Source organism: Roseateles noduli, from assembly GCF_050626985.1.
In the GTDB taxonomy this organism is placed as follows: domain Bacteria; phylum Pseudomonadota; class Gammaproteobacteria; order Burkholderiales; family Burkholderiaceae_C; genus Roseateles; species Roseateles noduli_A.
Genome location: NZ_CP192463.1, coordinates 4,343,868 through 4,363,793 on the forward strand (window position 1 = coordinate 4,343,868; position 19,926 = coordinate 4,363,793).

The 19,926-nt window shown below is 68.8% G+C and carries 14 protein-coding genes and 1 tRNA gene; 3 read left to right on the forward strand and 12 right to left on the reverse strand.

Annotation, left to right across the window (positions count from 1 at the left end; genetic code table 11):
* Window positions 1-36: 36 nt before the first annotated feature.
* Window positions 37-915: a LysR family transcriptional regulator gene (locus ACQ4L4_RS18950; protein WP_431100453.1), complete on the reverse strand. Its 879-nt coding sequence runs from the start codon at window positions 913-915 to the stop codon at window positions 37-39.
* A 138-nt stretch (window positions 916-1,053) separates the two neighbouring features.
* Between ACQ4L4_RS18950 and ACQ4L4_RS18955 the strand changes: the two genes are divergently transcribed.
* Together ACQ4L4_RS18955 and ACQ4L4_RS18960 are read left to right on the forward strand one after the other, a co-directional pair.
* Window positions 1,054-2,058: a DMT family transporter gene (locus ACQ4L4_RS18955; RefSeq protein WP_431100454.1), complete on the forward strand. Its 1,005-nt coding sequence runs from the start codon at window positions 1,054-1,056 to the stop codon at window positions 2,056-2,058.
* Between the two features lie 135 nt (window positions 2,059-2,193).
* The gene (locus ACQ4L4_RS18960; RefSeq protein ID WP_431100455.1) at window positions 2,194-4,215 is read left to right on the forward strand and encodes a M13 family metallopeptidase; all 2,022 of its coding nucleotides are present in this window, start codon (window positions 2,194-2,196) and stop codon (window positions 4,213-4,215) included.
* 186 nt (window positions 4,216-4,401) lie between these two features.
* Here the strand turns inward: ACQ4L4_RS18960 and glk are convergent, their stop codons facing one another.
* From glk to ACQ4L4_RS18990, 6 genes are all read right to left on the reverse strand, one after another.
* The gene (gene glk, locus ACQ4L4_RS18965; protein WP_431100456.1) at window positions 4,402-5,397 is read right to left on the reverse strand and encodes a glucokinase; all 996 of its coding nucleotides are present in this window, start codon (window positions 5,395-5,397) and stop codon (window positions 4,402-4,404) included.
* A gap of 176 nt (window positions 5,398-5,573) precedes the next feature.
* Window positions 5,574-6,950, reverse strand: a complete 1,377-nt coding sequence (locus tag ACQ4L4_RS18970; protein WP_431100457.1) for a GH1 family beta-glucosidase — start codon at window positions 6,948-6,950, stop codon at window positions 5,574-5,576.
* A 116-nt stretch (window positions 6,951-7,066) separates the two neighbouring features.
* Window positions 7,067-7,891: a carbohydrate ABC transporter permease gene (locus ACQ4L4_RS18975; RefSeq protein ID WP_431100458.1), complete on the reverse strand. Its 825-nt coding sequence runs from the start codon at window positions 7,889-7,891 to the stop codon at window positions 7,067-7,069.
* Window positions 7,878-8,885, reverse strand: a complete 1,008-nt coding sequence (locus tag ACQ4L4_RS18980) for a carbohydrate ABC transporter permease (protein WP_431100459.1) — start codon at window positions 8,883-8,885, stop codon at window positions 7,878-7,880. The genes ACQ4L4_RS18975 and ACQ4L4_RS18980 overlap by 14 nt, the downstream gene beginning before the upstream one ends.
* Before the next feature lie 10 nt (window positions 8,886-8,895).
* On the reverse strand, window positions 8,896-10,197 hold the full coding sequence (locus ACQ4L4_RS18985) for an ABC transporter substrate-binding protein (RefSeq protein ID WP_431100460.1): 1,302 nt from the start codon (window positions 10,195-10,197) through the stop codon (window positions 8,896-8,898).
* Between the two features lie 9 nt (window positions 10,198-10,206).
* A complete protein-coding gene (locus ACQ4L4_RS18990; protein WP_431100461.1) occupies window positions 10,207-12,654 on the reverse strand; it encodes a TonB-dependent receptor in 2,448 nt (815 codons plus the stop codon).
* 180 nt (window positions 12,655-12,834) lie between these two features.
* Between ACQ4L4_RS18990 and ACQ4L4_RS18995 the strand changes: the two genes are divergently transcribed.
* The gene (locus tag ACQ4L4_RS18995) at window positions 12,835-14,388 is read left to right on the forward strand and encodes a tryptophan halogenase family protein (RefSeq protein WP_431100462.1); all 1,554 of its coding nucleotides are present in this window, start codon (window positions 12,835-12,837) and stop codon (window positions 14,386-14,388) included.
* Window positions 14,389-14,427: 39 nt separating this feature from the next.
* Here the strand turns inward: ACQ4L4_RS18995 and ACQ4L4_RS19000 are convergent, their stop codons facing one another.
* The 5 genes from ACQ4L4_RS19000 to amaB all read right to left on the reverse strand — a co-directional run bounded on the left by ACQ4L4_RS19000 (window position 14,428) and on the right by amaB (window position 19,907).
* Entirely contained in the window at window positions 14,428-15,504 is a 1,077-nt protein-coding gene (locus ACQ4L4_RS19000; protein ID WP_431100463.1) for a LacI family DNA-binding transcriptional regulator, read from the reverse strand.
* Between the two features lie 238 nt (window positions 15,505-15,742).
* Window positions 15,743-15,827, reverse strand: a tRNA-Leu gene (locus ACQ4L4_RS19005).
* A gap of 81 nt (window positions 15,828-15,908) precedes the next feature.
* Window positions 15,909-17,330, reverse strand: coding sequence for an FAD-binding oxidoreductase (locus tag ACQ4L4_RS19010; protein WP_431100464.1), 1,422 nt, complete (start codon window positions 17,328-17,330; stop codon window positions 15,909-15,911).
* Complete coding sequence (locus tag ACQ4L4_RS19015; RefSeq protein WP_431100465.1) at window positions 17,324-18,409, reverse strand: 2-oxoadipate dioxygenase/decarboxylase family protein; 1,086 nt, start codon at window positions 18,407-18,409, stop codon at window positions 17,324-17,326. Before ACQ4L4_RS19015 ends, ACQ4L4_RS19010 begins: the two co-directional genes overlap by 7 nt.
* Window positions 18,402-19,907, reverse strand: coding sequence for an L-piperidine-6-carboxylate dehydrogenase (gene amaB / locus ACQ4L4_RS19020; protein WP_431100466.1), 1,506 nt, complete (start codon window positions 19,905-19,907; stop codon window positions 18,402-18,404). Before amaB ends, ACQ4L4_RS19015 begins: the two co-directional genes overlap by 8 nt.
* Window positions 19,908-19,926: the final 19 nt, after the last annotated feature.

The following is a 19,926-nucleotide window of genomic DNA, read 5'->3' on the forward strand; positions in this document are numbered from 1 at the left end:
CGACCGGTCGGTCGAAAAATCAAGCCGAACGTTCGTTCATTCCCGCCAGACTTCCTCGACCAGCTCGCGCAGCGCGGTCAGCGCATGCTCCTCGGGGCCATCCTTCTGGAGCCAGCACAGCCAGGTCTCGTCCTGCCAGTGCGGCCAGATGCGCAACTCGCCGGCGTTGACGGCGGCCTGCGCCTGATCCAGCCGGAGCACGGCGGCGCCGAGGCCGCTGGCGACCATGCCGCGCACGGCGGCTTCGGTCTCGGCCATCAGGCTGTGCGGCGGCTCGCGGCCGGCGCTCTGGAAGAGGCGTTCGGCCGCGGCGCGCAGACCGCAGTCCACCGGCGTGCCGATCCACGGCAGCGACAGCAGCGCGTCGCGCGACACCGGCCAATCGCGGTCCGCGAAGCGGCGCGGCACCGCGACCGCGAGTTCCATCCGACGCAGGCGATTGACGATCAGCCCCTCGGCGGTCTCGCCGTCGTGGAGCACGTACGCGCAATCGACCTCGCCCCGGCGCAGCGCCTGCAGGCTGTGCAGCGACAGACGCTGCATCAGCTGCAGCCCGATCCCGGGATGCCGTTCCGCCAGCTTGACCAGCACCTCGCCCAGGCGCAGCGAGATCGGGTCGCTGACCGTCCCCATGCGCAGCACGCCCTGGACGTCGCCGCGGATCTGCGCCGCCGCCTGGCGCAGACGCTGGGCGGCGTCCAGCGTCCGTCGAGCTTCCTCGGCCAGCTTCTCGCCGGCGATCGTCAGCGTCATGCCGCGCGAGCTGCGTTCGAACAGCTGGACGCCGAGCTCCTCCTCCAGCGCCTTGATCTGCGCGCTGACGGCGGGCACGGACGTGAACACCTTCTCCGCGGCGCGGGTCAGGTTGCGTTCGGCCACCACGGCCAGAAAACTCTTCAGCTGGTACAGCTCCATGGGTCCGCATTCTGACAAGCCGCCGCGGGACCGTTGTTCACATTCCCGGAACGCGTGTTCCAAAGATGCGCATAGACCCCGCGCGAGGCGGCGCCCAGACTTCCCTCCCATCGAAGTCTTGCGAAAGCGAAGGGCGCCATGAGCCTCTCCAACCCCTATGCCGCCACCGTCGCGATGCTGTTCGCGGCGGTCTCGTGGGGCAGCCTGTTCCTCGTCGGCAAGCCGGTGCTGAGCCGGCTCGATCCCCTCTGGTTCACGGCGGTGCGCTACCTGCTCGCGGGGGTCGGCATGACGCTGCTGGTCGTCTTCTTCGGCGAACGGCCCTGGGCCAAGCTCCGCGCCCACTGGGGCACGCTGACGCGCTACGGCGTGCTGGGCTACGGCTTCTTCGGCATCCTGGTGCTGGAGGGGCTGAAGCTGTCGCTGCCCTCGCACGGCGCGGTGCTGATGGCGACGATGCCGATGACGACGATCCTGCTGCGCTGGCTGCTCGACGGTCAGCGGCCGGGCATCGCGGTGGCCGGCGCGGCGGTGCTGGCGCTCAGCGGCGTCATCCTCGTCTCCGGCGTGCTGGGGCGCACCGACGGTCCGCCGCACATGCTGCTCGGCGACGCGCTGACGCTGCTGGGCACGGTCGGCTGGGTGCTCTACACGCGGGGCGCGGCGAAGGTGCCCGACCTCAGTCCGCTGGAATACACCGGCCTGACCGCCATCGCGGCGCTGCCGTGGCAGGTGGCGTTCGCGCTCGTCGCCACCGCCGGCGGCTGGGTCGACGCGCCTGCCTGGCAAGACGTGACGACCGTCGCGCCGCATCTGATCTACATCGCGGCAGTGCCCACGGTGGCGGCGGTGGTGGCGTTCAACTTCGGCGTGCGGCAACTGGGAGCTTCGCGCGGGACGCTGTTCCTGAACGGCGTGCCGGTGTCGGCGCTGCTGATGAGCGTCGCGCTGGGCCAGCATCCGGCCATGCAGGAGTGGATCGGCGCGGCGCTCGTCATCGCGGCCCTCACGTTGAGCACGCGCTCGCCGGCATCGGCAGCGCGAGTCGCCGGCCTCACCGGAACAGCGGACCATGCCCCCGGTAAAGCGGAGGTAAAGGCCGGGGCGATGGCGAGCACCGGCGGGCGGTGCCCAGCCACTTGATGCGCCTGCCGGCAAGCTGGAAAGCCCCGGTGCGACGGCCGCCACAGACGGCCTCATGCCTTTTGTCATGGGGCTGTCTTCTGGCATAGGCTGGCGGCCTCGTCGGGCTCGGCCCGCGCTCAAGAGCTGCTTGCGATGAAGAATGTCCTCCGCCTCACCACCCTCGCCCTGCTGATGCAGTTGGGCGGCTTCGCAATGGCGGCACAGCCGCAATCGGGTCTGGATCTCAAGGGTTACGACAAGTCGGTCCGCCCGCAGGACGACCTCTTCCGCGCCGCCAACGGCCACTGGCTCTCGACCACCGAGATCCCCGCCGACAAGTCCTCCTATGGCGCCTTCCACCTGCTGGCGGACCTTTCCGACAAGCGGGCCCGCTCGATCATCGAGGACCTCTCGAAGAAGAAGGCCAAGGCCGGCACCGTCGAGCAGAAGATCGGCGACTACTACGCCGCCTACATGAACACCGCGGCGATCGACAAGGCCGGCCTCGCGCCGGTGAAGCCGCTGCTGGACAGCATCGCCGCGATCCAGACACGCGAGCAGCTGGCCACCTGGCTGGGCGCGCAGACCGGCGTCGTCGACTCGCCGGTGCCGCTGGGCATCGAGGCCGACTACCAGGACCCGACCATCAACCGCCTGCAGACCTGGCAAGGCGGCCTGGGCCTGCCGGACCGCGACTACTACCTGAAGAAGGACGACGAGCGCCTGTCCAAGGCGCGCGGCGCCTACGTCGACTACCTGCAGAAGCTGGCAAAGGCCGCCGGCATCGCCGATCCGGCGGGCAGCGCGCAGCGCGTGCTGGCGCTCGAGGAGCGTCTGGCCCAGGTGCAATGGGACAAGGTCGAGCTGCGCGATCCGCAGAAGACCTACAACCCGATGACGCCGGCCGAGCTGGCGCAGAAGGCACCGGGCTTCGACTGGAACGCCTTCTTCACCGCCGCCTCGCTGCCGGGCCTGGACAAGCTCTCCGCTTCGCAGCCGAGCTACCTGACGGGCGCCGCGAAGATCCTGGGCGAGGCTCCGCTGGACGACCTCAAGCTCTACCTGACCTTCCGCACGATCGACGCCAACGCCTCGACGCTGCCCAAGGTCTACCGCGACGCGCACTTCGCCTTCCACGGCGCCGCGCTGACCGGCGCGAAGAGCCCGCTGCCGCGCTGGCAGCAGGCGGTGGGCAACGTCAACGGCGCGCTGGGCGAGGCCGTCGGCGAGGTCTACGTCACGCGCTACTTCCCCGCGGCGGACAAGGCGCGGATGGTGGAGCTGGTCAACAACCTGCTGGCCTCGTACAAGGAGTCGATCGACAAGCTGAGCTGGATGACGCCGTCGACCAAGGCGCAGGCGCAGGACAAGCTGTCGAAGTACATGGTGAAGATCGGCTACCCCGACGTCTGGCGCGACTATGCCGCGCTGGAAGTCAAGGCGGGCGACGCGGTGGGCAACAACCTGCGCGCGTCGACCTTCGAATGGAAGCGCCAGGCCGCCAAGGCCAGCAAGCCCGTCGATCGACGCGAGTGGCTGATGACGCCGCAGACGGTCAACGCGTACTACAACCCGACGCTCAACGAGATCGTCTTCCCGGCCGCCATCCTGCAACCGCCCTTCTACAACACCAAGGCGGACGACGCCGTGAACTACGGTGCCATCGGCGCGGTGATCGGGCATGAGATCAGCCACGGCTTCGACGACCAGGGCAGCCAGTTCGACGGTGACGGCAAGCTGCGCAACTGGTGGACCGACGACGACCGGAAGGCCTTCGACGCGATCGGTGCGAAGCTGGTCGCGCAGTACGAGGGGTATGAGCCCATCGCCGGCAAGCACCTGAACGGCAAGCTGACGCTGGGCGAGAACATCGCCGACCTGTCCGGCCTGCAGATCGCCTACAAGGCCTACCTGCGCTCGCTGGGCGGCAAGCCGGCTCCGGTGATCGACGGCTACACGGGCGAGCAGCGCTTCTTCATGGGCTGGTCGCAGGCCTGGCGCGAGAAGGCGCGTGACGAGCGCAAGCTGCAGCTGCTGACGATCGATCCGCACTCGCCGCCGGAGTTCCGCGCCAACGGCGCTGCCGTCAACCACGACGGTTTCCACGAGGCCTTCAAGACCAAGCCCGGCGACAAGATGTTCAAGCCCAGCGAGGACCGCATCCGGATCTGGTAACGCCTGACCCCGCAACGAACGGCCGGTGACCACAAAGTCCCCGGCCGTTTTTCATTGCAGTCCTCGGTCGCAAAACCGTGGAAGGATGACAGTGATGGGGGACGGCGATCCGTGGGGTTTTGGCGCTTGACGCCAAGGCCCCATGCATCGGCGGCCAACGCCCCGGCCGAAGAAGGACAACCGCCCTCAGTGCGTCAACACATCCCGGTCAAGCGCGCGACTCGCCCCGAGCAACGGCGCCTGATCGGCCTCATGCACGACGAAGGTCGGGATGGCTCGCAGGTAGGAGGTCAGCCGTCCGCAGGTCTCGAAGCGCGCCCGGAACGGGCTGCGATCGAACCACTCCCCGAGGCGAGGCACGATGCCACCGCCGATGTAGAGCCCGCCGCGCGCCCCCAGCGTGAGTGCGACGTGGCCGGCGATGTCGCCGAGCAGCGCGCAGAACATGCTGACGACGTCGCTGCTGAAGGGTTCGCCGGCGAGCGCGGCGGCGGTGATGGCTGGCGCGGTCCGACCTTCGCCGGGTGCGAGCTTGAGTCCGCGCAGTTCGGCCAGCGCCGTGTAGAGATTTTCAAGCCCGGGCCCGGACACCGCGCGCTCCGCCGACACATGACCGAAGCGGCGATGCAGCAGGTCGAGCACGGCGCGCTCCTCGGGCTCGTAGGACGAGAGCGTCGCGTGCCCGCCCTCGCCGCCGACGGCGACCATCGAGGTTCCATCCTCGGACGGCAACAGCCCCGAGACGCCCAATCCCGTCCCTGGTCCGACCAACCCACGCGCCGCGCCGACGACGGCTTCGCCGCCACCGACCTTGCGCGTGGACTGCGGCCCGATCGTCGGCAACGCCAACGCCAGCGCCGTGAAGTCATTGATCACCAGCAGCCGCTCCGCCCCGAGCGCCGACTGCAACGCCCGCGTGGAGAAGCTCCAGTGGTGATTGGTCATCCGGACGTGGTCGCCGGTGACCGCTGTCGCGATGCCGATCGCGCAGCTGCGCGGCGTCGGCAGGCCCTCGCGATGCAGGTGATAGAAGATTGCGTCCGCGAGCGTGTCGAAGTCCTGGCAGACATACCGCGCCACGTGTTCCAGCGGCTCGGCCGCACCGCCCTGGCTGGCGAAACGCACGTGCGTCGCGCCCACATCCGCCAGCAACCGCGCCGGCGCCATTGCGCCCTGTGTCATGCCTTGTGCTCCTTCACCGATGCTCCATGCCTTCGCGGGGCAAGTGGGTCGCCTGCCCCGAAAAGTCATGGATGCTGCCACAGTCCGTCGCCGGATCCCGGTGACGGATGTCGTCGCGGCCGGTGTTTAGCGCGTCGCGCTCAACGTGCCCCTCAACGCCCCCCTCAACGCGCCCTTCAGCGACCGGCCTTGAATGCCGCGATCGCGTCGCGATACCAGTGCGCACTGTCCTTGGCCAGCCGCTGCTGCGACGCATAGTCGACGTGAAACAACCCGAAGCGCTTGAGATAGCCCGAGTTCCACTCGAAGTTGTCCAGCAGGCTCCAATAGAAATAGCCACGCACGTCCGCGCCCAGCGCCACCGCCTGCGCCAGCGCTTCCAGGTGGCCGCGCAGGTAGGCGATGCGCGCCGCGTCGGGCACGCGGCCGTCGACGACGCTGTCCGCGTTGGCCATGCCGTTCTCGGTGATGACGATCGGCGGCGGCGTGTACTCCCGCGTGATGCGCAGCAGGTGCTGGGTCAGCGCCTGCGGGTAGATCTCCCAGCCCATGTCGGTGAAGCCGAGCTCCCCCGGCGGCGTCACGAACTGCTGCTGCCCGTTGAGCACGCTGCGGGTGTAGAAGTTGATGCCCAGGAAGTCCAGCGGCTGCTGGATCAGCGCGAGGTCGCCGTCCTGGATCTTCGGCGCGTCGGCGCCCAGGTGTTCGACGATGTCCGCCGGGTACTGGCCGCGGAACACCGGGTCCATGTACCAGCGCACGTTGGTGCCGTCGTCGATGCGCGCGGCACGGCGGTCGTCCTCGCTCAGCGGGTCGGCCGGGAAGGACGGCGTGTGGTTCAGCACGATGCCGAGCTGGGCCTTGGAACCGACCGCGCGCATCGCCTGCATCGCGGCGCCGTGCATCATCAGCAGGTGGTGCGAGACTTGGTAGGCCTCGCCCCGGTTGGTGTGGCCGGGCGCGAACTGCGCCGTCTCGTAGCCCAGCGTGGCCGAGCACCACGGCTCGTTCAGCGTGGCGATCGTCGACAACCGGTCGCCGAAGCGCCGCGCGATCTCGGCGGCGTATTCGGCGAACAGCGGGACCACGTCGCGCGACAGCAGCCCGCCGATCGAATCGTCCAGCGCCTGCGGCAGGTCCCAGTGGTAGAGCGTCGCGTTGGGCTTGATGCCCGCAGCGAGCAATTCGTCGATCAGCCGGTCATAGAACGCGAAGCCGGCCTCGTTCCACGCGCCGCGTCCCAGCGGCTGCACGCGCGGCCAGGAGAACGAGAAGCGGTAGGCGTCCAGCCCCAGCCACTTCATCAGCTTCACATCCTCGGGATAACGGCGGTAGTGGTCGCAGGCCACGTCGATGTTGGAGGCGTCCTTGATGCGGCCCGGCTGGGCGCAGAAGCGGTCCCAGATCGACTCGCCCTTGCCGTCCTCGCGGGCCGCGCCCTCGATCTGCGCGGCGCTGGTGGCGGAGCCCCATTGGAAGTCCGCGGGCAACGACTGGATCAGGGATCGGAAGGTGGCGGTGTCTGCGGCGGGGTTGGCGTCGTTCGCGTGCATGGTGGTGGCAGTCGTGGTCGAAGGGATCGAGGGAATCGAGGGAATCGAGGAGGTCGAAGGAATCGCGGGAGAAGACATGGCGTTTCCGGCGGTCGGTGGCGAGAAGCGTGCCGGCCTCAGCCGCGCACGGCTCCCGAGGTCAGCCCGGCGACCAGCCGCCGGGCGCTGAAGAAGTACGCCACCAGCAGCGGCAGCATCGCGATGGCGCTGCCGATCATCAGCGCGCCCCATTCGGTGTTGTTGGGCGCCTGCATCGAGCGCAGCGCGAGCGGCAGCGTGTAGTTCTCGGCCGAGCGCATGACGACCAGCGGCGCGACGAAATTGTTCCAGCTCGCGATGAAGGTGATCAGCCCCAGCGTGCCCAGCGCGGGCGTCAGCAGCGGCAGCACGATGCTCCAGAAGATGCGCAGCTCGCCGCAGCCGTCGATGCGCGCGGCGTCGATCAGGTCGGGCGGGATTGCCGAGCCGATGTACTGCCGCATCAGGAAGATGCCCAGCGCGCTCGCGGCCGCCGGCACGTACAGCGCGCGGGGCTCGTCGATCCAGCCCAGCGCGTCCATCACCATGAAGCTCGGGATCATGTGCAGGAAAGCCGGCAGCATCATCGAGCCGAGCACGATCGCGAAGAGCGTGCGCTTGAAGCGGAACTCGTAGATCGCGAAGGCGTAACCGGCCAGCGAGCACAACAGCAGGTTCAGCACCGTCGTCATCGACGCGACGTAAAGGCTCATGCCGAGGTTGCGCCAGAACGGCAGGCGTTCCTCGAGCAGCCGCAGGTTGGACGGCGCGGCGTCGCCGAACCACAGCGGCGGCGGCGTGTTGAAGATGTCCGTGCGACCGTGCGTCGCGAAGACGAAGGTGAAGTACAGAGGAGCCACGAGCAGCAGCGCGCCCCCGGCGACGATCAGGGCGGCCAACCAGTTCTTCTTACCGCGTGCCATGGCGACTCCGCGGATCGCGGCCGAACAGCCGCGCGTTGACCCAGGTCAGCACGGCGATCAGCACGAACATCAACCACGACATCGCCGACGCGGTGCCGAAGTCGCCGTCCGAGAACGCCGTCCGGTACATGAAGATCGCCGTCGTCATCACCGACGACGCGACGCCCTTCTCGCCGTCGACGAGGATGAACGGTTCCTCGAACAGCTGCAGGTTGCCGATGATCGTCAGCGTCACCGCGAAGAACATCATCGGCTTGAGCAGCGGCAGCGTGACGTGCCAGAACTGCTGCCACTCGGTCGCGCCGTCCAGCGTCGCCGCCTCGTAGAGGTCCTTGTCGATGACCTGCAGGCCCGACAGATAGAGCACGAGGTTCCAGCCCAGGTAGCGCCAGAACACGACGAAGGCCACGGCGGGTCGCGTGACGTCGGCGTCTCCGAGCCAGTCGATGCCGCCGTCCTTCAGCGCCGTCAGCGAGGCCAGCGGACTGCCGATGAAGGGGATGCGCGTCAGTTCCGCCAACGCGGCGTTGATCAGGCCGTAGTCCTTGGAATACAGCGTGGTGAAGATCAGCGCGATCGCGACGCTCGACGTGATGTACGGGACGAAATACGCGCCGACGATCAGGTCCCGGCCGCGCTTGAAGCGGCGATGGATGAAGAACGCCAGAGGCAGTGCCACCAGGTGCTGCGGAACGCCGGCCACCAGCGCGAACCAGGCGGTGTTGTAGAGCGCATCCCAGAACCAAGGGTCGGTGAGCGCGTAGCCGTAGTTCTCCAGCCCGACCCAGTGCATCGTGTGCAGGCCCTCGGCCGGATTCCACTGCTGCAGCGACAGGTAGATCGAGAACACCAGCGGGAACAGGCTGAACACCAGGAACAGCGCGAAGAACGGCGCGATGAACAGGTATGGCGCGAGACGCCGCGAGCGCAGCGCCGGCAACCGGAACGATGGCCAGCGCAGTGCGGACAGCGAGGGGAATCGACGCGCGGACATGCGTGTGACCTCAGCGGCGGCGCGCGCGGCGTTCGATGAGATGGCGCGCGTCGGCCAGCGCCTCCGCGATGGCCTTGCCCTTGGCGATGACGCGCTCGAACTCGTCGCGGATCACCGTCGTGGCCAGCACGTCGAAGCGGTTCACCGGGATCGCGGGGATCTGCGACGCGGTCTCGCGCCACAGCTGGCGCGCGCGTTGGCCGCCAAGGAAGGCGATCGGCTCGTCCATCACCGGATCACGCAGGACCGCGCGCATCGCGGGGAAGCTGTCGAGCACCTTCAGCGACTCGAGCTGCACCTGCGCGTCCGCCGTCATCAAGCGGATGAAGTCCCAGGCGGCCGTCTTGTTGGCGGCCTTCTTCGGGATCGCATAGAACGAGCCGCCGTAGGCCGCCTGCACGCCGCCGGGCAGCGGCGCCGAGCGCCACAGCCCCGCCGTCTGCGGCGCGATCCAGTTGCGCAGCTGGCCGACGAGCCACGCGCCCATCATCTGCGTCGCGATGCGGCCCTGCTTGAAGCCGGCCGCCCAGTCGTTGGTCCACGCGATCGCGCGCGCGTCCAGGCCCGCGCGGCGCGCGGCGCGGCCGAGCTCGAACGCGTGGCGGAAGCGGGCCGATTCGACGAGCACGCGGCCCTCCGCATCGAAGTAGAGGCCCTCGCCGTCCTGAAGCCCCTGGCGCAGCGCGATGTCGCGCAGGTCGGCCGCATCGGCCATCAGGTACGCGCCGGTGGCCTTGCGGATGCGCTCGCCGGCGGCGAGGTACGAGGACCAGTCGCGGGTGATCTCCGCCTCGCTGACACCGGCCCGGTCGAGCAGGTCCTTGCGGTAGATCAGCGTGCCGGGGCCGATGTCGGCGGGGATCGCGACCTGCGCGCCGGTCGGCCCCACGCCCTGCGCCATCGCGAAGCGGACGTACTCGTCCGCATGCGCGGCCGCGTTGAACGGCGCCTGGTTCAGGTCGACGAATCCGCCCGAGCCGGCGAACTTGCCGATGTAGCGCAGGTCGATGGCCATCACGTCGGGCAGGCCGGAGCCGGTCGCCAGCGCGGTCGTCATCGACAGGTGGTGATCGGCGTACTGCATCGACAGCAACTTGAGCTCGACGTCCGGATGCAGCGCGCGCCAGCGCGGCGCGGCGGCGATCGCGGCGCGATCGAGATCGGGGAATGTGGCGACGCGCAGCACCGAGGTCGGCGTGCGCGTCGGGAGCACCTGGGCCGCCGCAGGGAGCGAGGCAGGAACGGCGGCGGCCACCCCGGCAGCCAGCAGCGCGCACGCTGCCGATCGCCGGTTCAGGTGGACAGTCGGCACAGCGAGCGCTCAGAAGTTGTAGCCCGCGTTCACGCCGAAGGTGCGGGGCGCCGCGTACTGCGCGGTCCAGACCGGATTGGCGAAGCTGACCGCGCTGCCGGCGCTGGTCTTGATCTTCTCGTCCGAGACGTTGCGCACGAAGCCGTCGACATACCAGTTCTTCTTCGACGTGTAGCGCACGCTGATGTCCGCCGTCGAATAGGCCTTCTGCCGATCGCCCTCGCCCAGGTTGAACACCGACAGCCAGTTGGCCGACTGGTAGTGGTAGCTGATGCGCGGCGCGACCTGATCGCCGTTGGCGAGCGGGAAGACGTGTTCGTACATCAGCTGGATCGCCACCTTCGGCGCGTGCGGCAGCTCGTTGCCGGTGACGTTCAGGCAGGTGCCGCCCAGCGTCGGGTCGAAGCAGGTCGGCAGCTGGTAGTCGTTGGACGCGGCCACCAGCGCGCCGAGCTTGGTCTTCGTGTACGAAGCCGACAGCATCAGCTTGTCGTCGTTGGTGATCATCCAGGCGGTCTCGATCTCGAGGCCGGACACCTTCGCACCCTCCGCGTTGGAGTACGCGAACTGGCGGTTGCCGTTGACGATCACCGGCGCGCTGAACTGGAAGTCCTTGAACTTCATGTGGTACGCGCTGACGTTGAAGGTCATGCGGCCGTCCAGCAGCGAGGTCTTGTAGCCGATCTCGTAGTTGGTGAGCGTCTCCGGGCCATAGGGCAGGCCGCCGTCGCCGGTGCCGCCGGACTTGTAGCCGGTGGACACGCTGCCGTAGGCCATCGAGTTCTTGTCGATGTCGTAGGTCGCGCGCGCCAGCCAGGTGGTCTTGCTGCCCTTGTAGTGCGCGTCGTTGATGTTGCCGGCCTGGTAGCCGTTGGCCGGATCGGAGGGATCGATCGTCGGATTGAGCGGGATCTGCGGCGCCGCCGCGTTGTAGGCCCAGGTCCAGCCGCGGCCGCCGATGTTCTTGCGGTCGTCGTGCGTGTAGCGCAGGCCGCCGGTCACGTGGAACGCGTCGGTCAGGTTCCAGGTCGCCTGGCCGAAGGCGGCCTTCGAATCCACCGTCTCCTTGGGCTGGATGAACGAGCCCTGCCAGCTCACCGTGCCCTGCTGCGTCCCGTTCATGATCGGGATGTCGAAGCGGATGCCGTTGTCCTCGGCCGCGTAGTACAGGCCCAGCACCCAGTCGATGGTCTGCTTCTGCGTGCTCTGCAGCGTCAGCTCATGGCTCTGGCTGCGGTAGCTGGTCCAGACGGTGTTGTCTTCCTGGTGGTTGGCGCCGGTCGTGAAGCTGGTCGGCATCTGCACGCCGAGGTCCTGGTCGTAGGTGCCCGAGCCCTTGAAGTGCGTGTAGCCCGCGACGTAGGCCAGCGACATGCCGCCCATGTCGTACTCCGCGCGGCTGCGGATCGACGTGGAGTCGCGCTTGAGCGACGGCGCCGTGTCGATCAGCGCGGACCAGAACTTCTGGCCTTCGCGCGGCGTCTGCATCAGGCTCATCGCCGGCGTGCCGCGGTCGGCGAACTGCTCGACCGACACGTCCCAGCGGAAGGCCTTGATCGGCTGCCACAGGAAGCTCAGGCGCGCGGCGGTCTGGTCCTGCGCGTTGTACTTCGGTCCGCCGGTGGTGAACAGGTTGTAGTTGATCGGCTGGAACGGCGGGAAGGTGCCGGCCGTGTTGCCCGCGTTGTACGCCGCCTGCTGCTGCGCCAGCGTGTACTGCGTGGGCTTCTGGTAGTCGACGTAGCCGTCGTGCTGCTCGTGGATGAACGCGACGCGCGCGGCGAGCGTGTCGCCCAGCGGGATGTTGATCGCGCCCTTCGCGCCCAGGCGGTTGTAGCTGCCGGTGCCGAGCTCGACGTAGCCGGTGTTGTCCTTCAACACCGGCTTGGCCGTCTTCATGTTGATCGTGCCGACGGTGGAGTTGCGTCCCCACAGCGTGCCCTGCGGGCCGCGCAGCACTTCGATGCCGTCGAGGTCGAACAGCATGGTCGCGGCGCCCTCGGGCCGCGGCGCGAAGACGCCGTCGACGAACAGCGCGACCTCGGGGTCGGCGTACTCGGTCTTGGCCGAGTCGTTGCCGATGCCGCGCAGCGTGATGCTCACGATGCCGTGGTCGCCCTGCCCCGTGCCCTGCATGCTGGGCACGAGGTTGAACACGTCGAGCATGCTCTTGACGTGGGCGTCGTCGATGGTCGACGCGCTGATCGCGGTCACCGCGATCGGGGTCTTCTGCAGCGAGGTGCTGCGCTTGGTCGCCGTGACGACGACCTGCGGCAGCGCCTTGTTCTCCTTGGCGTCGGTCGAGGACGCGGCGGTGCTGCTGCTTTCGGCCTGCGGCGCAGGCGCGGGAGCTTCGGTCGATTGGGCGTGGGCGGCGCCGGCCATCAGCGCGAGGACCGCGATCTGGACAGGCGTGGACAGGCCGAGGCGCGGCCGGCGGATGAGGCGGTCAGTCATGTTGTCTCCTGGTGGGCTTTCGATACGAAGCTCTGTTCCGGGTCTTGTTCTTGTAATTTGAGTGCATCGTAGGCAAGGCATGACAACGCTGTCAACGGGTCGATTGACATCGTTGTCATTTTTCTCACTATCATTTACCCGTAGATCGGACCGCGCCCCACAACATCAGGAGACAAGCGCATGCAGCCCATCCAGGACATCCTCATCGTCGGCGGCGGCACGGCCGGCTGGCTGACCGCCGCGTTCCTCGCGCGACAGCTCGGCACCACGCACGGCGGCGTCCGCATCACGCTGGTGGAGTCCAGCGACATCGGCATCATCGGCGTGGGCGAAGGGACCTTCCCGTCGATCCGCGGCACGCTGTCGGCGATCGGCATCGCCGAGGCGGAGTTCCTCGAGGCCTGTTCGGCGACGTACAAGCAGGGCATCCGTTTCGAGCATTGGGTGCGGCCGCCGGGGACGCCCGGCGCCGATCACTACTTCCATCCGTTCAGCCAGCCGAGCCAGCGCCCCGGCGCGCCGGAACTGCTGCCGTACTGGCTGATGGGCGAGGCCGGCGAGGGGCGCGCGTTCGCGGAGGCGGTGACGCTGCAGAAGGCGGTGGCCGATGCCAGGCATGGACCGAAACGCGCGAGCGACGGGGACTTCCTCGGGCCGCTGAACTATGCGTATCACTTCGACGCGGGGCGCTTCGCCGCGCTGCTGGCGGAGCACGGGCAGGCGCTCGGCGTGAAGCGCGTGATCGCGACGGTGGATCGCGTGGCCCTCGATGAACAGGGCGCGATCGCCGCGGTGCACACGAAGGAGGCCGGCACGCTGACGGCCGGGCTGTATGTCGATTGCAGCGGCTTCCGCGCGCGGCTGATCGGCGAGGCGCTGGGCTCACCGTTCAAGTCGATGAGCGACGTGCTGTTCGTCGACAGCGCCTTGGCGATGCAGGTGCCGTATGCGAAGCCCGATGCGCCGATCGCGTCGTACACGATCGCCAGCGCGCAGGACCACGGCTGGATCTGGGACATCGGGCTGCAGGAGCGCCGCGGGATCGGTCACGTCTACAGCAGCCGGTACTGCGACGACGTCGAGGCGGAGCGCGCGCTGCGCCGCTACATCGGCCCGGCGTCGGAGGCGCTGACGCCGCGCAAGCTCGCGCTCAACATCGGCTACCGCGAGACGCAGTGGGTGAAGAACTGCGTGGCGGTCGGCTTGTCGGGTGGGTTCCTGGAGCCGCTGGAGTCGTCGGGCATCGGGCTCATCGAGACGGCGGCCTATCTGATCGGGCAGCTGTTCCCGTTCAACGGCGACACGGCGCCGGTGGCGAAACACTTCAACGCGTTCATGAAGGAGCGCTACGCGCGGATCGTCGACTTCATCAAGCTGCACTACGGACTGACGCGGCGCACGGACACCGCGTTCTGGCGCGACAACGCGGATCCGGCGTCGTTCACGGATTCGCTGAAGGAGAAGCTCGCGATGTGGCGCTGCCGGCCGCCGCAGCGGCTGGACTTCATCACCGACGTCGAGATGTACCTGCCGGCCAGCTGGCAGTACGTGCTCTACGGGATGGAATTCGAGACCCAGCTCGGGACCGGCGCCGCCGCGCTGATGCGCAGCGAGGAGGCCCGGCGGGAGTTCGCGACGATCGCGCAACTCGGCGCGCATGCGTTGCGGGATCTGCCGCCGCATCGGGTGTTGATCGAGCAACTCCTCGCGCGGACGGGGCGGCGGGCCGCCTGAAGGCTCGTCGTGAGGACGGGCCTCGGGCCTTCGAAGCGCTCAGGCCTTCTTGAGGCGCGGCGCGGTGGTCGTGCCGAGCACCGCGGTGGAGTCGCGCACGACCAGCTCATGCGGCAGGACGCGGTGCCTGGGCTTGGCGGCCTCGTCGGCTTCCACATCCGGATCGGCATCGCGCGGCGCGCCGATCAGCAGGTCCACCGCGACGCGCGCCATGTCGTCCATCGGCTGGCGCACCGTCGTCAACGGCGGCCACACGCGCGCGGCGGCGGGTGTGTCGTCGAAGCCGGCAATCGAGAGATCGCCCGGCACCGCCAGGCCGAGGCGCTGCGCCGCGGCGAGCACGCCCAGCGCCATGTCGTCGTTGCTCGCGAAGACCGCGGTCGGACGCTGGCGACGGCTCAGCAGCTGATAGGCGGCCTCGACACCGGCGTCGAAGGTGAAGTCGCCCTGCACCACCAGGTCCTTGTCGAGCGGCAGCTTGTGCGCCTTCAACGCGGACAGGTAGCCCTGGTACCGGCGCTTGGAAGCAACCTGCTCCTTCGCCCCCTTGATGATCGCGATGCGGGTGTGGCCCAGGCTGATCAGCAGGTTGGTGATCTCCTCGGCGGCATGGACGTCGTCCATGCGGACGCTCGGGTGGTCGGGCTGGTCGGCGGCGGGGGAGATCAGCACGCAAGGGGTCTGGCTCTCGCGCAAGGCGGCCAGGACCTGGGGGTGGTCGCACAGCGGGGGCGTGAGGATCATGCCGTCGGGGCGCAGCGCGGAGACCATGCGGTCGACCTGCATCGCGAGGTCGGGCGCGTCGTTGTGGAGGGACTCGACGACGAGGTGGTAGCCGGCTTCGCGGCAGCGCAGCGTCGCGCCTTGCTGGACACCGCCGACGAAGGCCGCGGACGGGTCGTAGTACAGCAGGCCGATCAGGAAGGAGCGGCCGCCGGCGAGGCTGCGGGCGGATTGCTTCGGGCGGTATTTGAGGTCGGCAACGACCTTCAGGACCGCCTCGCGGGTCTCGGTATGGACACCGGGCTCCTGATTCAGAACCCGGGATACCGTCTTGATGGAGACCCCCGCTTCTCGGGCAACGTCGATGATGGTGGCGGGTTTACGTGGCGGCATATGGATCCGGAAGGCTCGCCCGACTTTGCCATAGGGAAACGATCGGCGTGGGCGGGGGAGCCCCGGAGCACATCAACTCCGCTCGCTGACCCCGCAGGAGAGGACTCGGTCACGCAAGCGCGACCCCGGTTTGGACCTCACGGTCCAAACCATTCGAGTCCTCCCGTGATGTCCCCCGGACATCACTTCCTGGGCGGCCAGAATGAGAAAAGCCGGCTAGAAGCCGGCTTTTCAGATTTGGTGCCCAGGAGAGGACTCGAACCTCCACGGAGTTACCCGCTAGTACCTGAAACTAGTGCGTCTACCAATTCCGCCACCTGGGCTTTCAGGATTTCTTCCCCGTCACAACTTCCGTTGCAGCGAGGAATCGGACTTTAGCATGGTTTTGAACACTGACAAGCGATTCAACCACCCCAACTCACTTTTCCAAGACGGGCGTGCGGATCCCACAACACCTGTACTCTCCTCGCCCAATCCAGCATCCCCGGCTCCACCCGCTCCCAATGCGCCCGGTACGCCGCCTGCAGTTGAGGCCCGACCCCGTGCTCCGCACTGATCGATCCACCCAGCGCCGCGACCAGCGCGTACAGGCCCTCGCGCAGGGTCAGTTCTTGCTCCGGCGTGAGCGCGCCAGCCGTCGCCGGCCACACCATGTTGAAGTGCATCCCGCCATCGCCCAGGTGGCCGAAGTCGGCCAGCCGGACCTGCGGGAAGCGCTCGGCCAGCCACGCCGCCCCGCGCTCGCGGAACGCCATGAAGTGCTTGCGCGGCAGCGAGAGATCGAGCCCGATCACCTTGCCCTGCACCCGTAGTCCTTCGCTGATGCGATGGCGCAGTCCCCAGATCGCCTCGTCGGCGTCGAGCACGGCATCGCGCACCCGCCCTGATTCGAACTCGCCCTCGAGCCAGCCTTGCAGCAGCCTATCGAGCGCAAGTTGATCCGCCGGCAGCTCGCTGCTGAGTTCGATCAGCATGGCGTAGTCCGGCAATTGCCCTTCGAACCAGCGCGCGACATCCTGGCCATGCAACCCGGCTTCGAGCGCCGCGCGACTGATGCCTTCGAAGGCCGAGACCAGCCCGCCCCAACGCTGCATCACGTCGGCGTACAGCGGGAACACCTCCGCCAGCGACGCCGGCGCCACCAGCGCCACGGCCCGCTGGCGCGGCAAGGGCGCGAGCTTGATCGTCACCTCGCTGACCAGCCCCAGGCTGCCCGACGAGCCGATGAAGAGCTGTCCGAGCGCCAGCGCCGAGTTGTCCTTCTGCAGCCCCTGCCCCAGACGCAAGACCTGACCCGCCGGCTCCGCCAGCACGACTTCCAGCGCCAGCGTGTTGGCGCGCACGTCACCGTAGCGCAGCATCCGCGTGCCGCCGGTGTTGTGCGCGACCATGCCGCCGATCGACGGATCGGCGCTGAGGTCGACGGGAAACCACAGGCCGTGCGGCTCAAGACGCTCGTTGATCTCCGACAGCCGGAAGCCCGACGACACGCGCAGCGTGCGATCGAGCAGGTCGAGTTCGAAGACCTCGCGCAGCCGCTCGGTGCTGAGCAGCACCTCGCCGTGCGCATCGTCCGGCGTGCCCGCGCGGACCAGCCCGGTGTGCGCGCCCTGCACCACCACGCGAAGCCCGCAGGCGGCCGCGAGCGCCAGCACGCGCGCCGCCTCGTCGCGACTGCCCGGACGCACGAGCGCGGCGGCCCGCCCCGCGGCATAACGCGCCGGTTGCAGGAAGCGGGGCTCGATGTCCGCGCCCACCTGAACGAATGCTTCGCCGCAGACGGCGATGGCCTCCGCGAGGAAGCCGCCGGCCTGGAAGCTCAGCACGCCGCGGCCTCGCCCGTCGTGTCGGCGTCCTTGGCCGCGCCGGCCGTCATCTTGAAGATGCCGGTCGCGTTGCCCGCGTCGAAGGCCAGGTCCAGCGCACCGGACTCATCGAGCGGCGCGCGCTGGATGAATTCGTGGAAGCTGCCCGGCACTTCGAGCATCACGCGCTGGCCGCGATCGAGGAACTCGCGCATCACGCGCGCCGCCTTGAACGCGGTCTGGCGCACGCGCCCGGTCGCGGAGGTCTCGATCGCGTCCTTCACCGGCCGGTCGAGCGCGCGCTGTGCCGCAACCACCGACTCGATGTCGGCCACGCGATCGGTCGCGTGGTTGAAGGCGTTGCCTTCGGTCGCGATCCAGGCCATCTCGGCCGACTCGGCGAGCAGCACCTGGTAGTCGTCCGCCTCGAACAGCGCATGCTGCCGCGCGAAGCAGCCGACCAGCTGGGGAAGGAGCGCCACCGCGGACGCCGTCGGCAGATCGCCGTCGCGCGCGAGCTGTTCCAGCAGCGCCAGATCGCCCGGTGTCAGCGGGTCCTGCGACGTCGCCAGCACCCGCGTCACCGCACCCTGGAAACTGCCGGAGAAGCGCTCCGGGTGCAGTTCCGAGACGAAGAACTGCGCGATGTCCTCGGGGAAGTCGGCGTGGCGCCAGGCGCGGCCGGTCATCTTCAGGCGCGGCAGCGGATACGTCGCCGCCATCGTGAAGCCCAGCGGACGCAGCACGCGCGTGATCGCAGCCTCGCCCGGCGGCAGCGCGCCGGACGGCCACGCCACCGTGCGCAGCGCGCCGTGGTCGAAGACCAGCTGTTGCCCGTCGCGCTGCAGGTCGGCCACGTAGGCCGCGGCCATCGGCACGCGATCGGTGACGTCGAGGAAAAGCGCCATGTTCAGCGCCTGCGCCAGCTCGGCGCGCGACACGCGCTCGCCCGCGGGACGCCGCAGGCCCGGCACCACCTGCACGCGGGCGAAGGCGGCGGAGGCCGCCCCCTCGCCGAGCGCGGCTCTCAACACCTGGAAGACGCCGCTGCCGGCGGCTTCGGCCACGCGGGCCTTCAATTCCGCCGTCAGATCAGACATCGAACTTCACACCCTGCGCCAGCGGCAGCTCGCGCGAATAGTTGACCGTGTTGGTCGTGCGGCGCATGTAGGCCTTCCACGCGTCCGAGCCGGATTCGCGGCCGCCGCCGGTCTCCTTCTCGCCGCCGAAGGCGCCGCCGATCTCCGCGCCCGAGGTGCCGATGTTCACGTTGGCGATGCCGCAATCGGAACCGCTGGCGCTGACGAAGGTTTCGGCTTCACGGATGTCGTTGGTGAAGATCGCCGAGGACAGGCCCTGCGGCACGTCGTTCTGCAGCGCGATCGCCTCGTCCAGCGTCTTGTACTTCAGCGTGTACAGGATGGGGGCAAAGGTCTCGTGCTTCACGATGGCCGACTGCGCCGGCATGCGGACCAGCGCCGGCACCGCGTAGAACGCCTCCGGATATTGCGACGCCAGCGCGCGTTCGCCGCCGCTGACCTCGCCGCCTTGTTCACGCGCGGCGGCCAGCGCCGATTGCATCGCGTCGAAGGCGGCCTTGTCGATCAGCGGGCCGATCAGGTTGCCGGGCTCGACCGGGCTGCCGATCTTGAGCTGCGCGCGGGCGCGGTCCAGGCGGGCGACGAGCTCGTCATGGATGGATTCATGCGCGATCACGCGGCGGGTCGTCGTGCAACGCTGGCCGGCCGTGCCGTAGGCGCCGAACAGGATGCCGCGCACGGCGAGGTCCAGGTCCGCGCTCGGCGTGACGACGATGGCGTTGTTGCCGCCCAGCTCCAGCAGGCAACGGCCAAAACGCGCCGCGACGCGCGGGCCGACCGCGCGGCCCATGCGCGTCGAGCCGGTCGCCGAAACCAGCGCCACGCGCGCATCGTCGACCATCGCTTCGCCGACGCCGGCGCCGCCGATCAGGACCTGCGACAGGAACTTCGGCGCGCCCTCATAACGCGCGACGGCCTTCTCGAACAGCGCCTGAGTCGCGAGCGCCGTCAGCGGGGTCTTCTCGCTGGGCTTCCAGACGCAGGTGTCGCCGCAGACCAGCGCGAGCGCCGAGTTCCAGGCCCACACCGCCACGGGGAAGTTGAACGCCGAGATGATGCCCACCACGCCCAGCGGCAGGTACTGCTCCATCATGCGGTGGCCGGGACGCTCGCTGGCGATCGTCAGGCCGTGCAGCTGACGCGACAGGCCGACGGCGAAGTCGCAGATGTCGATCATCTCCTGCACTTCGCCTTCGCCTTCGCTGGTCACCTTGCCGGCTTCGAGCGAGACCAGGCGGGCCAGCGCCGCCTTGTTGGCGCGCAGTTCCTCGCCGAACAGGCGAACGAGTTCGCCGCGCTTGGGCGCCGGCACGGTGCGCCAGGCCAGGAAGGCCTGCTGCGCGTTGGCGATCGCGGCGGTCATGTCGGCGGCCTTGGCCTCGTGGACCGCGCCGATCACGGCGCCGTCGATGGGGCTGCGGACGGTCATGGAGCCGCCGGTGACGGCGGCGGCCGGCACGCCCAGGGCGGCCAGCAGGTCGGTGGTGGTGGAAGTCATCGGGGAATTCTCCTTCAGC

What these genes read in the sequence shown, in the direction of transcription:
- ACQ4L4_RS18975 (WP_431100458.1), bottom strand. Translation starts at nt 7,891, where the DNA reads ATGGCACGCGGTAAGAAGAACTGGTTGGCCGCCCTGATCGTCGCCGGG.
- ACQ4L4_RS18970 (WP_431100457.1), bottom strand. Translation starts at nt 6,950, where the DNA reads ATGCACGCGAACGACGCCAACCCCGCCGCAGACACCGCCACCTTCCGA.
- ACQ4L4_RS18950 (WP_431100453.1), bottom strand. Translation starts at nt 915, where the DNA reads ATGGAGCTGTACCAGCTGAAGAGTTTTCTGGCCGTGGTGGCCGAACGC.
- glk (WP_431100456.1), bottom strand. Translation starts at nt 5,397, where the DNA reads ATGACACAGGGCGCAATGGCGCCGGCGCGGTTGCTGGCGGATGTGGGC.
- ACQ4L4_RS18990 (WP_431100461.1), bottom strand. Translation starts at nt 12,654, where the DNA reads ATGACTGACCGCCTCATCCGCCGGCCGCGCCTCGGCCTGTCCACGCCT.
- amaB (WP_431100466.1), bottom strand. Translation starts at nt 19,907, where the DNA reads ATGACTTCCACCACCACCGACCTGCTGGCCGCCCTGGGCGTGCCGGCC.
- ACQ4L4_RS18960 (WP_431100455.1), top strand. Translation starts at nt 2,194, where the DNA reads ATGAAGAATGTCCTCCGCCTCACCACCCTCGCCCTGCTGATGCAGTTG.
- ACQ4L4_RS18995 (WP_431100462.1), top strand. Translation starts at nt 12,835, where the DNA reads ATGCAGCCCATCCAGGACATCCTCATCGTCGGCGGCGGCACGGCCGGC.
- ACQ4L4_RS19000 (WP_431100463.1), bottom strand. Translation starts at nt 15,504, where the DNA reads ATGCCGCCACGTAAACCCGCCACCATCATCGACGTTGCCCGAGAAGCG.
- ACQ4L4_RS18980 (WP_431100459.1), bottom strand. Translation starts at nt 8,885, where the DNA reads ATGTCCGCGCGTCGATTCCCCTCGCTGTCCGCACTGCGCTGGCCATCG.
- ACQ4L4_RS18955 (WP_431100454.1), top strand. Translation starts at nt 1,054, where the DNA reads ATGAGCCTCTCCAACCCCTATGCCGCCACCGTCGCGATGCTGTTCGCG.
- ACQ4L4_RS19015 (WP_431100465.1), bottom strand. Translation starts at nt 18,409, where the DNA reads ATGTCTGATCTGACGGCGGAATTGAAGGCCCGCGTGGCCGAAGCCGCC.